This is a genomic window from Neisseria sp. 20925_1_37, assembly GCF_041433255.1.
Lineage (GTDB): Bacteria > Pseudomonadota > Gammaproteobacteria > Burkholderiales > Neisseriaceae > Neisseria > Neisseria flavescens_D.
In genome coordinates this window covers 31,033-44,467 of record NZ_JAPWBC010000014.1, presented here as the reverse complement: position 1 = coordinate 44,467, position 13,435 = coordinate 31,033, and the positions used below count along the sequence as shown (strand labels likewise).

13 protein-coding genes are annotated in these 13,435 nt (G+C 48.5%); 11 read left to right on the top strand and 2 right to left on the bottom strand.

Features of this window, described 5'->3' with window-relative positions:
- The first annotated feature begins 152 nt into the window (after nucleotides 1–152).
- The 6 genes from hpnD to apaG all read left to right on the top strand — a co-directional run bounded on the left by hpnD (nucleotide 153) and on the right by apaG (nucleotide 5,210).
- The gene (gene hpnD / locus O3661_RS09695; RefSeq protein WP_371493253.1) at nucleotides 153–1,001 is read left to right on the top strand and encodes a presqualene diphosphate synthase HpnD; all 849 of its coding nucleotides are present in this window, start codon (nucleotides 153–155) and stop codon (nucleotides 999–1,001) included.
- Nucleotides 998–2,305 carry a hydroxysqualene dehydroxylase HpnE gene (gene hpnE / locus O3661_RS09690; protein WP_371493252.1) on the top strand — a complete coding sequence of 436 codons (1,308 nt, stop codon included), beginning with the start codon at nucleotides 998–1,000 and terminating at the stop codon, nucleotides 2,303–2,305. Before hpnD ends, hpnE begins: the two co-directional genes overlap by 4 nt.
- Before the next feature lie 95 nt (nucleotides 2,306–2,400).
- Complete coding sequence (locus O3661_RS09685) at nucleotides 2,401–3,120, top strand: SDR family oxidoreductase (protein ID WP_371493250.1); 720 nt, start codon at nucleotides 2,401–2,403, stop codon at nucleotides 3,118–3,120.
- A 187-nt stretch (nucleotides 3,121–3,307) separates the two neighbouring features.
- Nucleotides 3,308–4,264 (top strand): thiamine-phosphate kinase, encoded by a 957-nt coding sequence (gene thiL, locus O3661_RS09680; protein ID WP_371493249.1) that lies wholly within the window; start codon nucleotides 3,308–3,310, stop codon nucleotides 4,262–4,264.
- On the top strand, nucleotides 4,257–4,745 hold the full coding sequence (locus O3661_RS09675; protein ID WP_371493248.1) for a phosphatidylglycerophosphatase A: 489 nt from the start codon (nucleotides 4,257–4,259) through the stop codon (nucleotides 4,743–4,745). Before thiL ends, O3661_RS09675 begins: the two co-directional genes overlap by 8 nt.
- 96 nt (nucleotides 4,746–4,841) lie before the next feature.
- The gene (apaG, locus tag O3661_RS09670) at nucleotides 4,842–5,210 is read left to right on the top strand and encodes a Co2+/Mg2+ efflux protein ApaG (RefSeq protein WP_003682575.1); all 369 of its coding nucleotides are present in this window, start codon (nucleotides 4,842–4,844) and stop codon (nucleotides 5,208–5,210) included.
- A 65-nt stretch (nucleotides 5,211–5,275) separates the two neighbouring features.
- Here apaG and O3661_RS09665 read toward each other — a convergent pair whose 3' ends face one another.
- The gene (locus tag O3661_RS09665; protein ID WP_371493246.1) at nucleotides 5,276–5,572 is read right to left on the bottom strand and encodes a DUF2288 domain-containing protein; all 297 of its coding nucleotides are present in this window, start codon (nucleotides 5,570–5,572) and stop codon (nucleotides 5,276–5,278) included.
- Nucleotides 5,573–5,842: 270 nt separating this feature from the next.
- Here O3661_RS09665 and O3661_RS09660 point away from each other — a divergent pair, with 270 nt between their 5' ends.
- The 4 genes from O3661_RS09660 (at nucleotide 5,843) to O3661_RS09645 (ending at nucleotide 10,110) form a co-directional block, all read left to right on the top strand.
- The gene (locus O3661_RS09660; RefSeq protein WP_070607635.1) at nucleotides 5,843–6,568 is read left to right on the top strand and encodes a metal ABC transporter ATP-binding protein; all 726 of its coding nucleotides are present in this window, start codon (nucleotides 5,843–5,845) and stop codon (nucleotides 6,566–6,568) included.
- A 76-nt stretch (nucleotides 6,569–6,644) separates the two neighbouring features.
- Nucleotides 6,645–7,520 (top strand): metal ABC transporter permease, encoded by an 876-nt coding sequence (locus tag O3661_RS09655; RefSeq protein ID WP_003685375.1) that lies wholly within the window; start codon nucleotides 6,645–6,647, stop codon nucleotides 7,518–7,520.
- Between the two features lie 79 nt (nucleotides 7,521–7,599).
- The gene (locus tag O3661_RS09650; RefSeq protein ID WP_049331107.1) at nucleotides 7,600–8,505 is read left to right on the top strand and encodes a metal ABC transporter solute-binding protein, Zn/Mn family; all 906 of its coding nucleotides are present in this window, start codon (nucleotides 7,600–7,602) and stop codon (nucleotides 8,503–8,505) included.
- 267 nt (nucleotides 8,506–8,772) lie between these two features.
- Entirely contained in the window at nucleotides 8,773–10,110 is a 1,338-nt protein-coding gene (locus O3661_RS09645; protein ID WP_371493244.1) for a sodium-dependent transporter, read from the top strand.
- Between the two features lie 126 nt (nucleotides 10,111–10,236).
- On the opposite strand, the gene O3661_RS09640 is transcribed toward O3661_RS09645, so the two are convergent.
- A complete protein-coding gene (locus O3661_RS09640) occupies nucleotides 10,237–12,213 on the bottom strand; it encodes a TonB-dependent copper receptor (protein ID WP_371493243.1) in 1,977 nt (658 codons plus the stop codon).
- 339 nt (nucleotides 12,214–12,552) lie between these two features.
- On the opposite strand from O3661_RS09640, the gene O3661_RS09635 reads away from it, so the two are divergent.
- Entirely contained in the window at nucleotides 12,553–13,326 is a 774-nt protein-coding gene (locus O3661_RS09635; protein ID WP_049331101.1) for a FadR/GntR family transcriptional regulator, read from the top strand.
- Nucleotides 13,327–13,435 lie beyond the last annotated feature (109 nt).

The window sequence follows — 13,435 nt, the reverse complement described above, 5'->3', positions numbered from 1 at the left end:
TTGGCAACGGTGGATATTAGGCCGTCTGAAAGATACTTAAGAATAGCTTTCAGACGGCCTTGTTGTAAGATGAGTTTTTGATATTGGCGTACTTTTTTAAATACAGATAAAATCCCTGCTAATTATTTATAACGATATTTTTAGGATACACAGTGCTTGCTTTGGATTATTGTCATCAAAAGGCTGCAGAAAGCCATTCCAGTTTTTTATCCGGCTTCCGTTTTTTATCGGTAGAAAAAAGAAATGCGATCACTGTTTTATATGCTTTTTGTCGTGAACTAGATGATGTGGTTGATGGCTGTACCGATCCAAATGTGGCTCAGATAACGTTGAATTGGTGGCGCAGTGATTTGGAGAAAGTATTTAATAATGAGATGCCTGAGCATCCCGTTCATCAGGCTTTAAAAGATATTCGGGTAAATTTTGATTTGCCGAAGAATGAATTTGAAGCTTTAATTGATGGTATGCAGATGGATTTGGAGCAGGCTCGTTATGGTGGTTTTGATGAATTAAAGCTGTATTGCCACCGTGTTGCAGGGGTAGTGGGGTGCCTTATTGCGCGGATTTTAGGTTTTTCCAATCCAAAAACTTTGGAATATGCGGACAAAATGGGCTTGGCTTTGCAGTTGACGAACATTATTCGCGATGTGGGCGAAGATGCGCGACAGGGAAGAATTTATCTGCCGATAGAGGAAATGCAGAAGTTTGATGTACCTGCCAATGTAATCATGCAGTGCAAACCGACAGACAATTTTGCAAAATTGATGCAGTTTCAAGTAAATAGGGCGCGTGAAACTTATCGTGAAGCGATGTTGCTTTTGCCGGCCGCGGATAAGAAATCGCAAAAAGTCGGCCTGATTATGGCGGCTATTTATTATGCGTTGTTGAATGAAATTGACCGTGATGGTGCGCAAAATGTTTTGACTTATAAAATTGCGATTCCTTCTCCCCATAAAAAACGTATTGCTTTGAAAACTTGGCTGTTTGGATTTAAACCATGAATACTAAGCGTCCAAAAATTGCCGTGATTGGTGCCGGTTGGGCAGGTTTGACTGCGGCGGTTTCCCTGATTAATCGAGCAGATATTTCTTTGTTTGAGGCCGGGAGACAGGCTGGCGGTAGGGCGCGTGTCTTGTCCGGGAAAGATGATGGATTCAGCTTTTTGGATAATGGGCAGCATATCTTGTTGGGCGCGTATCATGGTGTTCAAACTTTGATGCAACATATTGGCGTTCAACCTGAATCAGCCTTTTTACGCCAGCCTTTGCAATGGTACATTCATGAGGGATTACAGTTTCAGACGGCCACTCTGCCTGCGCCTTGGCATTTGCTTGTCGCTATCCTGCGTGCTAAAAATCTTTCTTTTTCATTGAAAATCAAATTGCTGTCGGATATGTTGGCATTGCGACGTTGGGCAGCTCATCATAAAACCGATTTGACGGTTGCAAAGTGGTTGAGAACACGAAATGTTCCCCGCAGTCTGCTTGGCCAATTTTGGCAACCTTTGGTTTGGGGTGCTTTAAATACGCCGTTAGAACAGGCATCGTTGCGTATTTTATGTAATGTATTGAATGATGGCGTATGGTCTGAAAAGGAGAACAGCGATTATCTTTTTCCTAAGCAGGATTTAGGGCGGATCGTAGCCGAACCGGCTTTGGCTTTCCTACTCACGCATGGTGCAAAGATACATCTTGAAACTCGTGTTTCACATTTGAACCATCATATTGATGGCCGAATTGAAATCAATGGTGAAGTATTTGATGCGGTGATTTTGGCTGTTGCGCCATATCATGTTGACGCGCTTTTGCCTGAAGATACGCCTGACTATATTCAGACGGCCTATCAATCGTTGCACTATCATGCGATTACCACGGTTTATTTGCGTTATGCCCAAGCAGTCAAACTGCCTGCACCTTTAACCGGGTTTTCTGATGGTACGGCGCAATGGGTGCTGCATCGGGGGGCATTGGGTTTACCGGATAATGAAGTCGCGGTTGTCATCAGCGTTTCCGATTGCACCGATGCTTGGAAGGATAAAGATTTGGCCGAGAAAGTTCATGCGGACATTAAGCGGATTTGTCCGGATTTGGGTAAGCCTGAAGCCGTACGCATTATTACGGAAAAACGCGCGACTACGGCGGCAACGGTTGATTTTGTACAACCTGATTTCTCATGGTTGCACCATCGCCGTATTTATCCGGCCGGCGACTATCTCCATCCGCGCTATCCGGCAACATTGGAGGCTGCGGTTCAGTCGGGCTTTGCCGCGGCTGAAAAGCTTATGCTGGATTTGCGGGTTGAATAAACTGAGGCCGTCTGAATGTTCAGACGGCCTTTTTGACTTTACAAAACTTACCAAGCCGATACAATATCCGAAACCATAAAGTTCAAGGAAAAGTCATGACGACATTAGCGAACAAAACCATCTTGATTACCGGCGCATCCCAAGGCTTGGGCGAACAGGTTGCTAAAGCCTATGCGGCTGCTGGAGCGACTGTCATTTTGGTGGCGCGTCATCAAAAGCGTTTGGAAAAAGTATATGATGCCATTGTGGCTGCGGGCAGCCCTGAGCCGTTTGCTATCTGCTTTGATTTGATGAGCGCGGAGGAGAAAGAGTTTAAGCAATTCGCGGAAACTATTGATGAAGCAACCGGCGGAAAATTGGATGGCGTGGTGCATTGTGCCAGTTATTTCTATGCCTTGTCGCCATTGGACTTCCAAACCGTATCGGAATGGGTCAATCAATACCGCATCAATACCGTTGCGCCTATGGGCTTGACCCGTGCGCTGTTTCCATTTTTGAAGCAATCCGAAGACGCTTCTGTGATTTTTGTCGGCGAAAGTCACGGCGAAAAACCGCAAGCTTATTGGGGCGGTTTCGGTGCCTCCAAAGCTGCGCTTAATTATTTGTGTAAAGTGGCCGCGGACGAGTGGGAACGTTTTGACAACCTGCGTGCTAATGTTTTGGTGCCGGGTGCCATTAATTCGCCGCAACGTATCAAATCTCATCCGGGCGAATCGAAAAGTGAACGTAAAAACTACGAAGATATCCTGCCGCAATTTATTTGGTGGGCAAGTCAAGAGAGCAGGGGGCGGACAGGCGAAATCGTCTATCTGTAAATCTACCTGCTCAGAGTGGTTTGAAAACATGAGGCCGTCTGAAATCTATATTTTCAGACGGCCTTTAACTTATTGAGTTTTATATCTAAATAATATGGAAGTTTGATGTTTGACGTGTTAACAGGCAAACATCAGGCTGGCACAAAATTAGATATAGTAATCTAAGTTATAGTTATATTGGATAAATATGACGGAATTTGACTTTATCAGACAATATTTGCAGCGACAAAAATCGGAAGGTCTGATTTTGGGCATAGGGGACGATGCCGCTATTATTCGCCCAAGTAACGGATTTGATTTATGTTTTAGCGCTGATATGTTGGTTAAGGGCAGACATTTTTTTGAAGATATTTCGCCTGAAGATTTGGCATGGAAAATGCTTGCAGTAAACTTATCCGATATGGCCGCTATGGGTGCCAAGCCACGTTGGGTGTTGCTCAGTGCTGCCTTGCCTGAATTGAATCAAGACTGGCTTAAACGTTTTTGCGATAGCTTTTTTGCTTTGGCCGCGCGTTTTGATACGGTGTTGATTGGTGGCGATACCACCAAAGGCGATTTGGTCTTTAATGTAACGATAGTAGGTGAAGTTCCGACAGGGCGTGCCCTGCGGCGTGATGCGGCCGAAGTCGGTGACGATATTTGGGTATCGGGTCGGTTGGGTTTGGCTGCCGCTGCGTTGAACAAACATCTGGGGCGTTATCAATTGCCGTCTGAAATTATGGCGGTTTGCGATGATAAATTGCTCCGTCCGGAACCGCGCGTTTCATTGGGTCAGGCATTGTTGCTGTTTACCCATGCCGCGCAAGATGTTTCAGACGGCCTGGCTCAAGATGTGGGGCATATTTTAAAAGCCTCTTCTGTCGGGGCGGAAATATTTGCCGATTGTGTGCCGTCGTTGCCTGAATTGAAAAACGTTTTGTCGCGCGAACAATGGTTGTCGGCAGTATTGGCCGGCGGCGATGATTACGAACTGATTTTTACTGCTGCTCCAGAAGACAGGGAACGCGTTTGTCAGGCAGCGGAACAAAGTGGCGTACCGGTCGCCCGAATTGGTAAAATTACTGACTCAGGCCGTCTGAATATTTTGGATGCCGAAGGCGGCGTATTGGAACTGACTTCTTTAGGATTTGATCATTTTGGCTGAACGTAAACCTACTTTTTCTTGGCTGTTGCACAAACCATTGTGTTTTTTAGGATTCGGTTTCGGCAGCGGCTTGTCGCCGGTTGCGCCGGGTACGGCCGGAACGCTGGCAGCATTACCTCTGGCTTTTGTATTGTGCCTGTTGGGCATAGACGGCTGGATATTGCTTTTATTGTGTATCGCCTTGTTTTTTTGGGGTATCCGCATTTGCGGTTATACCGAGAGGGAGCTGGGTATTCAGGATTACGGCGGTATCGTCTGGGATGAAATTGTCGCGATGCTGCTGGTGCTGTCGCTGATTCCGTTCAAATGGAGCTGGTGGCTGGCGGCTTTTGTTATTTTCCGCTTGTTTGATGCGTTGAAACCATGGCCGATCAAATGGTTTGACCAGTGGATTCATGGAGGTTTAGGCATTATGCTTGATGATTTGATTGCGGCTGTGATGACCTTGATGGTCTTGGGCCTGCTTTATTGGATCGCGTGATGCATTTTAAGTGTTTCGACTCTTTGCAAAAATAGGGCGGATACGCCGGAATTATCCGGATTGAAATAAAATAAATACCATACGGGGTAAACAATTATGAATGAAATCGAGATTAACGTGGAGCCGCGTTATATGGCCGGTCAGAGCGACGTCTATCGCGACCGCTACGCCTTCAATTATCTGATTACCATCTGCAACCGCAGTGATGAAATCATTACTTTGCGTCAGCGTTTTTGGGAAATCACCGACGGACACGGTGAGACAGAGCAGGTCGGTCATGCCGGCTTGATTGAAGAGCAACCTGTTTTGTACCCGGGCGAAGCTTATGAGTACAACAGCGGTTCGCAAATCAGCACGCCTTGGGGCAGCATCGAAGGCGCGTATGAGTTTGAAGACAGCATCGGCAAACGTTTCGTTATCGGGGTGCCGAAGCTTGAATTCAAAGCAGGCTTTACTTTGCAATAGGCCGTCTGAAAAAACAAAACCGGAACATGGGAAATGTTCCGGTTTTGTTTTTTCAGACGGCCTTATCAGTCTTTGCAGGGCTGTACCAATACCCACGGCGCCACGACAACCGCCCACATTTCCTGCTTATCCGCTAAAAATGTGCGCGCCATATCATCGCTGACGGCACCGAATTTGCCTTGTTCCATCCATTGTTTCAATGGCGCGGCTTCATCTTCAGCAACATGACGGGCGACGGCAATCAAATCCAAATCGGGCGCAACATAGACGGCGGCACCGCGTGCGAAGTGGGATTGTAGCTCTTCCCATGAAATGCGGGCGGTTTCGGTATTGAGTTTTTCGTTTAAGAGTGGAATAGACATAGGACAATCATCAAATAAAAAATGGATTGTAACCGATATTCGGCCTTTTGCCCGATGCCGTCTGAAAACGAAAGAAATTTACAGGGTTAACGTTATACAGTATCATTTTAATGTTTTAATTTTCTTTCAGACGGCCTGTTGTCCGTATTCGGGCAAGGGCGGTTTTAGGCTTATGAATTCTGTATTGTTGACCGGATTGCTGCAAAGGCTGCTGATTGCGCTTGTCGCATTGGCGGCGTTGTGGGCTGTGTATTTTTGGGCGGTATCGCCATGAGTATCGTGGTGGAGAATCTGACGGTCAGCTATCAGCGCAGGCCGGTGGTGCACCATGTCGATATGGTGTTTGAAGATGGCAAGATGTGGACGATTTTCGGGCCGAACGGCGCGGGCAAATCGACCTTGCTCAAAGCCATTATGGGCTTGCAGAAGACGGACACGGGCAGCGTGCGCTATGAAAATATGGCGCGCAAGGACATTGCCTATCTGCCGCAGCAGTCGGATATTGACCGCAGCCAGCCGATGACGGTGTTTGAACTGGCGGCGATGGGGCTGTGGTATGAAATCGGCTTTTTCGGGCGTGTGAACGCGGCGCAGAAAAAGCGCGTGATGGCGGCTTTGGAACGCGTGGAAATGCAGGATTTTGCCACGCGCCAAATTGCGCATTTGTCCAATGGCCAGTTCCAACGCGTATTGTTTGCGCGGATGCTGGTGCAGGATGCCAAATTTTTGTTGCTGGACGAACCGTTTAACGCGGTGGACGCGCGGACGACTTATGCGCTGTTGGAAGTTTTGCGCCAGTGCCATCAGGACGGTCAGGCAGTGATTGCCGTGTTGCATGATTACGAGCAGGTGAGGGCATATTTTGCCAACACGCTGCTTTTGGCGCGTGAAAAAGTGACTGCCGGTGCGACTGAAAATGTGTTGACCGATGAGTTTTTGGCACAGGCAAACCGAATGATGCAGAAACAGGAAGCGGCCGATTGGTGCGCGGTTTAATGGACAAGGCCGTCTGAAAGTAAGTATTTTTCAGACGGCCTAAGGCTTTCAGAGATTAATAAAAAAGCGATAAAACATGGATTTATATGATTTGGTCGTCGCGCCGTTTGCCGAATTTGACTTTATGCGTTATGCCCTGGCATCGATTTTCTGCCTGGCATTGAGTGCGGCGCCTGTCGGTGTGTTTTTGGTGATGCGCCGCATGAGTTTGGTGGGCGATGCCTTGAGCCATGCAGTTTTGCCCGGTGCGGCCATTGGCTATATGTTTGCCGGTTTGAGTTTGCCTGCGATGAGCGTCGGCGGTTTTGCGGCCGGTTTGCTAATGGCTTTGTTGGCAGGTTTGGTCAGCCGGTTTACTTCATTGAAAGAAGACGCGAACTTTGCCGCATTTTATTTGAGCAGCCTCGCCATCGGTGTGGTTTTGGTCAGCAAAAACGGCAGCAGCGTCGATTTGCTGCATTTGCTGTTTGGCTCGGTATTGGCAGTGGATATTCCGGCTTTGCAGCTGATTGCCGTTTCTGCGAGCGTCACTATTTTGCTGATGGCGGTCATGTTCCGTCCGCTGGTGTTGGAAAGCATAGACCCTTTGTTCCTCAAGGCTGTCGGCGGTAAGGGCGGCTTTTGGCATGTGCTGTTTTTGGTGCTGGTTGTGATGAATCTGGTTGCCGGTTTTCAGGCATTGGGTACGCTGATGTCAGTCGGATTGATGATGTTGCCTGCGATTACCGCCAGACTGTGGGCGAAAAGCATGGGTTGGTTGATGATTTTGTCTGTAGCATTGGCTTTGCTTTGCGGCTTGGCAGGACTGTTGTTTTCCTACCATATCGAAATCCCGTCCGGCCCGGCGATTATTTTATGCTGCGGCACGCTTTACCTGATTTCCGTCGTGTTCGGTTGGGAAGGCGGCATTTTGGCAAAATGGCTGCGCCGCAAGAAACATCGCACGGCATGATTTTTCAGACGGCCGCTTGAATAATCAGGCGGTCTGTTTTATGATGATGTTAATGTTACGTTATATCACTGGAGAGAATATGAAACATTGGAAACTCGGCATCGTTGCCGCATTATTGACCGGTGCAGCTTATGCCGCTCCGCTGCCTGTTGTCACCAGCTTCAGCATTTTGGGCGACGTGGCCAAACAGATTGGTGGCGACCGTGTGGCCGTTCAAAGCTTGGTGGGCCCCAACCAAGACAGCCATGCCTACCACATGACCAGTGGCGACATCAAAAAAATCCGCAGTGCCAAATTGGTATTGCTCAACGGCTTGGGCTTGGAAGCCGCCGATGTACAGCGTGCAGTCAAACAGAGTAAAGTACCTTTTGCCGAAGCGACCAAAGGCATTCAGGCTTTGAAAGCAGAAGAGGGCGGCCATCATCATGACCACGATCATGAAGGCCATCATCACGATCACGGCGAGTTTGACCCGCACGTTTGGACCGACCCCGTCCTGATGGGTACTTATGCGCAAAACGTTGCCAATGCGCTGATTCAAGCCGACCCTGAAGGCAAAACCTACTATCAGCAACGTTTGGGCAACTATCAAATGCAGCTGAAAAAACTGCACAGCGATGCGCAGGCTGCCTTTAATGCCGTACCTGCCGCCAAGCGTAAAGTTTTGACCGGACACGATGCGTTTTCTTACATGGGCAAACGCTACAATATTGAATTCATCGCCCCTCAAGGCGTGAGCAGCGAAGCCGAGCCGTCTGCCAAACAAGTGGCTTCCATTATCCGCCAAATCAAACGCGAGGGTATTAAAGCCGTCTTTACTGAAAACATCAAAGACACGCGCATGATTGACCGTATTGCCAAAGAAACCGGCGTCAATGTCAGCGGCCGCCTGTATTCTGATGCATTGGGTGGCGCACCGGCCAACAGCTACATCGGCATGTACCGCTACAATGTCAAAGTTATGACCGATGCCATGAAAAAATAAAGCGGCTTAAGGATAAAGGCCGTCTGAAACCTTAAAAACAAGGTTTCAGACGGCTTTTTATATGCTTATTTTTAAAATAAACCATCAAATTTAGAATATAAAAATAAAATTTGTGCTATTAAAAATTTAATTATCAAAAAATCATGCTAATTTGCTTGGTAAGCACGCACCATCCGTGCGAATTGCTTATCGGCGGTCTGCCGGCCACTCACGGCTTGACTTCACCCTGTTACAATTCGGCATCTTCACGTTTCTTAATCTTACATCATGAGCAATCATTCGTCTTGGTCATCCAAAATCGGCTTTGTGCTTGCTGCGGCAGGCTCGGCCATCGGTTTGGGTGCAATTTGGAAATTCCCTTATACAGCCGGTACCAACGGCGGCGCCGTATTCTTTCTTTTGTTTTTGATTTTCACCATTTTGGTGGCTTTACCGGTTCAACTGGCCGAGTTTTACATCGGCCGTACAGGCGGTAAAAACGCCATTGATTCCTTTAAAGTATTGCGCCCGGGTTCGCAGTGGCCGTGGGTCGGCCGCATGGGTGTGGCCGCGTGTTTTATTTTGCTGTCGTTTTACAGCGTGGTCGGCGGCTGGGTGTTGCACTACGTCGTGCACAGCTTTACCGGCGAAATTCATGCCGGCGCAGACTTTGAAGCCTTGTTCGGCAACACGATTTCTTCACCGTTTGGTTCGCTGTTTTACCAAGGCTTGTTCATGCTGATTACCATTTGGGTGGTTAAAGGCGGCATTTCAGACGGCATTGAAAAGGCTAACCGCGTGTTGATGCCGGGTTTGTTTATCCTCTTTATCGCACTGGCTGTCCGTTCGCTGACCTTGCCCGGCGCAATGGAGGGCGTGGCATTCTTGTTGAAACCGGATTGGTCGTATTTGAAACCGGGCACGATGCTGACTGCTTTGGGTCAGGCATTTTTTGCCTTGAGTATCGGCGTGTCTGCGATGATTACCTATGCTTCGTATTTGGGTAAGGATCAGGATATGTTCCGCTCCGGCCATACGATTATGTGGATGAACCTGTTTGTATCATTGCTGGCCGGTTTGGTGATTTTCCCTGCGGTATTTGCCTTCGGTTTTGAACCAGGCCAAGGCCCCGGCCTGATTTTTGTCGTGTTACCTGCGGTTTTCATGAAAATGCCGATGGGTACTTATTTATTCGCCGTATTCATGCTGTTGGTTGTTTTTGCAACGCTGACTTCCGCATTTTCCATGCTGGAAACCGTGATTGCGGCAACCATCCGCCAAGACGAGAAAAAGCGCAGCAGCCACACTTGGATAATCGGTATTGCGATTTTCATAGTCGGTATTCCTTCGGCGCTGTCTTTCGGCGTATGGAGCGAGTTTAAAATTTTCGGCAAAACCATTTTTGACTTGTGGGATTTCATCATTTCCGCCGTCATCATGCCGATCGGTGCTTTGAGTGTTGCCGTGTTTACGTCATGGATTCAGGACAAACAGTCCGTCCTGCGCGATGCGGGCATGGGCAGTACCGTGCCGAAACAGCTGCTTTACCTGTGGCTGGGTGCGCTTCGCTATCTTGCGCCGATTGCGATTGTTGTGGTGTTCATCAACTCTTTGGGTTTGATTTAATCCGATAGTGGGCAGACAGTCCGGCGTTGCATTGCTTCGCCGAGCTGTTTGTTTAAAACATCATGAAAAATATTAAGGCCGTCTGAACATTTTTCAGACGGCCTTTTTATAGATGTGCGAGGTTGGTTAGAACTTCGCTTGCAGTCTCAGCCATGCAGTACGGCCGGGTTCGTTCACGCGCATGGTTTGGGTACCGGCAGACGGGTCGCCGCCGCGACTGACGAATTCAGCATAGGTTTTGTTGAACACGTTGTCCACGCCGCCTTGCAATGTGGCGTATTTGCTGAATTTCCAACCGGCATTGAGCGAAAGTACGCCAAAGCCCGAAGAGGCGCCGATGTCTTGGCCGACGATATTGCCTTGGCCTTTGCTGTAACGGTTTTGCTTGGCCACGACGCGCCATAATGCGCCTGCGCTGAATTTGCCGTTGTCAAAGGCAAGGGTGTTGTTCCACTCGAGCGGCGGCGTTTGTGCCAAAGGTTTGCCGTCGGTACGGTTTTTGCCGTGGGTGTAGGCGAGGCTGGTGCCGACTTCCCAGTTAGGCGCAAATGTCCATTTGACTTCGGCTTCGCCGCCAAAGCGTGAAGCGTTGATGTTGCGCACGTTGAAATTCATGCCTTGGCGCTCCATCATGATGAAGTCTTTGATGTTGCTGCCGAATACGGATACGGATGCGTGGAGGTTAGGACGTTTCCAGATGATGCCTGCATCGATTTGGCGGTTTTGCTCTGCGCGGATGGCTTTGTGTTCGGAGCGCAGGCGTTCCCAGTAGTCAGGCGCGCGTTCGGCAATGCCGAATCCGGCATAGTATTTCAGGCCGTTGTCCGTATTTCTTTCCCAACGCAGGAAGCCTGAGTTCAAATTGAATTTTTGATGTTTCAAAACGGGGTCGGTCACACGCGCGGTATCGTAATGCGCTTTGACTTGGTCATGGCGCAAACCTGCTACCCAGCGTTGATTGTCGGTTTGCTGCCAAGAGGCTTCGGTGAAAATACCCCATTGTTTGAAACTTTGGTTGGGCATGTAAGGCTTGTGGCTGTAGCCGTCGCCGCCGCGCTCCATGCGTGCGACGTGGACGTCGTCCAGATAATCCAAACCGGTTTGCAGGTTGAGCTTGTCCCAGTCGAAAGTGGCTTTCAGACGGCCTGTATCGGTATTGCGTTTAGGGTTGTTGGCATTTTTAATCTGCATGCCGGCAGGGTTACGGATGGTACGCAGGCTGTATGTGTCCATCACGTGGTCGATTTCGCTTTTACCGTAGCGCAGTTCCAACTCGCTGAACCATGGGGTGAGGTTGCGTTGGGTAAAACGGATATTCCATGCATCACGGTCGAATTTGCTGCCGTCCATCATGCGGTCGGCGTAGGCAACCTTGGCTCTGCTGCGTTCGTATGTGCCGGCAATGGTGGTGTTTTCTGTCGGGGTAATACCCAGTTGCAACATTTGGCTGTCGCGTTTGAAGTTGGAGTGAATGCGGTTGCCGTCGCCGTCTTTGTAATCGTCGGCTTCGTTATGGGAGATATTGGTACGGACATAGCCGTATTTGCCGCCAAACTCGGCTTCCAGCGAGCCGTCAAGGCGGTCGTTGCTGCCTGCTGTCAGAGTGGCATTGATGTTGTAAGGTTTTTCAGTGAAATCAGGATCTTTACGGATAAATTGCACTGAGCCGCTGACCAAACCCATGCCTTGGGTAACGGTTTGTGGGCCTTTGGTGACCACGACTTTATCAAATGAATTTGGGTGGATATAGGCGGTCGGCGGGTCCATGCGCATACCGCAACCGCCATAAATAAACTGGTCGTCGGCATTGACGGAGAGGCGCGAGCCGCCCAAACCGCGAAATAACGGATCGCCCGAGCTGCCGCCTTTGCGGATGATGCTCATGTTGGGCACGGATTGTAAAAGGTCTGCCCCGTCTCCGGCAGGGAGGGGTTGTAAAGCAGCTTTGGGGTTGAAAGTAACGCGATTGGCTTTTTCTTGTTGTGTGCCGGTGACGGTGACAGGGGAAAGGGTAACCGTTTCTTCAGGTGCAGGGTTAGTATCTGCCCATGCTTGGGATACGGCTAAGGCAATGGGTAATATAAGTAATGGTGGGTATTTCATATCGTTTCTCTCTATTATTAGGAATTATGTTAACTAATACCTAAGCATTATACATAAAGTCTAGTTAAATAGAAGCAGTGGGATTTTAATCTAAATCAATATTTTCAGATTTTGGGCGCATAGGTTGTTTATTGAGATTGGTCATACCAAAATATTGATTTGAAGGCATTGGTGAGGTTACTTGATAAAAATGAATGTGTTTGAATTAAACTGCTTACAATGGGGAGAATGGCATTTCTTGACGAAAAAATAGGGGATTGATTAGAATGGGCGGCTAATTGGTCAATCCAATTTATGGCCGTTTGAATACAACTGTCCTTCAATCATCAGGAATACAACATGACGAAATTGGTTCGTCCTCAAAAAATCAGTGATCAGGTCTTAGCCGTTTTAGAAGAACGTATCGCGACCGGCATTTATGAAGAAGGCAGTAAATTGCCTCCCGAACGTACACTCGCGGAAGAATTCGGCGTGTCGCGTCCGTCGGTCAGGGTGGCGTTGAATATTTTAATTGCCAAGCAGGTTTTGGAAGCGCGGCAGGGCGATGGCTATTATGTTTCCGTCAAGCCGCAACAGGATTTTTTGCAAAGTTGGCAGGAATTGCTCGGCAAACATACCAATTGGGAAACAGACGTATTTGATTTCAGCTGTCACGTTGAAGGCTGTATGGCGGCGCTGGCCGCCGAAAGACGGACTGATGCCGATTTGAAACGCATTGATTTCTGGCGGCAGAAGTTTGAAACGGCCTGTGAAAGCGGAAATTTGGAGCATCAAGCCGAAGCAGACGTCAGCTTCCATCAAACCATTGCCGATGCTGCACACAATATCCTGTTCAGCCATCTTTCCAGCAGCCTGCTCAAAATGCTTTATCAGCAAACACGCAGCGGCATTATCTATATCCATCAAACCGAAGACCCGCGCCCGACGCTGATTGCCCAGCACCGTGCTATTTTTGAAGCCATTGCCCAGGCCAAACCGGCCGAGGCGGCGGAAGCGGCTAAACTGCATTTAAATTATGTCGCCCGCCGCATTTTGCAGGACAGGGAATATCAAAGCCGCAGCGAGCATGCGGATGTATTGGCACAAAACGATTTGAAACGAGTAGATTGGTAGCGTTTAAAAATAATCAGGCCGTCTGAATTTTTCAGACGGCCTGATTTTGCAAATAAGGACTTTTAGTGCCACAATTTGCATCAATTCTGTCTGAAAACAAAGGAAGCAC

Excerpts from the sequence above, each read along its gene's own strand:
- hpnE (WP_371493252.1), top strand. The coding sequence starts at position 998 with ATGAATACTAAGCGTCCAAAAATTGCCGTGATTGGTGCCGGTTGGGCA.
- O3661_RS09685 (WP_371493250.1), top strand. The coding sequence starts at position 2,401 with ATGACGACATTAGCGAACAAAACCATCTTGATTACCGGCGCATCCCAA.
- thiL (WP_371493249.1), top strand. The coding sequence starts at position 3,308 with ATGACGGAATTTGACTTTATCAGACAATATTTGCAGCGACAAAAATCG.
- apaG (WP_003682575.1), top strand. The coding sequence starts at position 4,842 with ATGAATGAAATCGAGATTAACGTGGAGCCGCGTTATATGGCCGGTCAG.
- O3661_RS09665 (WP_371493246.1), bottom strand. The coding sequence starts at position 5,572 with ATGTCTATTCCACTCTTAAACGAAAAACTCAATACCGAAACCGCCCGC.
- O3661_RS09660 (WP_070607635.1), top strand. The coding sequence starts at position 5,843 with ATGAGTATCGTGGTGGAGAATCTGACGGTCAGCTATCAGCGCAGGCCG.
- O3661_RS09655 (WP_003685375.1), top strand. The coding sequence starts at position 6,645 with ATGGATTTATATGATTTGGTCGTCGCGCCGTTTGCCGAATTTGACTTT.
- O3661_RS09650 (WP_049331107.1), top strand. The coding sequence starts at position 7,600 with ATGAAACATTGGAAACTCGGCATCGTTGCCGCATTATTGACCGGTGCA.
- O3661_RS09645 (WP_371493244.1), top strand. The coding sequence starts at position 8,773 with ATGAGCAATCATTCGTCTTGGTCATCCAAAATCGGCTTTGTGCTTGCT.
- O3661_RS09640 (WP_371493243.1), bottom strand. The coding sequence starts at position 12,213 with ATGAAATACCCACCATTACTTATATTACCCATTGCCTTAGCCGTATCC.
- O3661_RS09635 (WP_049331101.1), top strand. The coding sequence starts at position 12,553 with ATGACGAAATTGGTTCGTCCTCAAAAAATCAGTGATCAGGTCTTAGCC.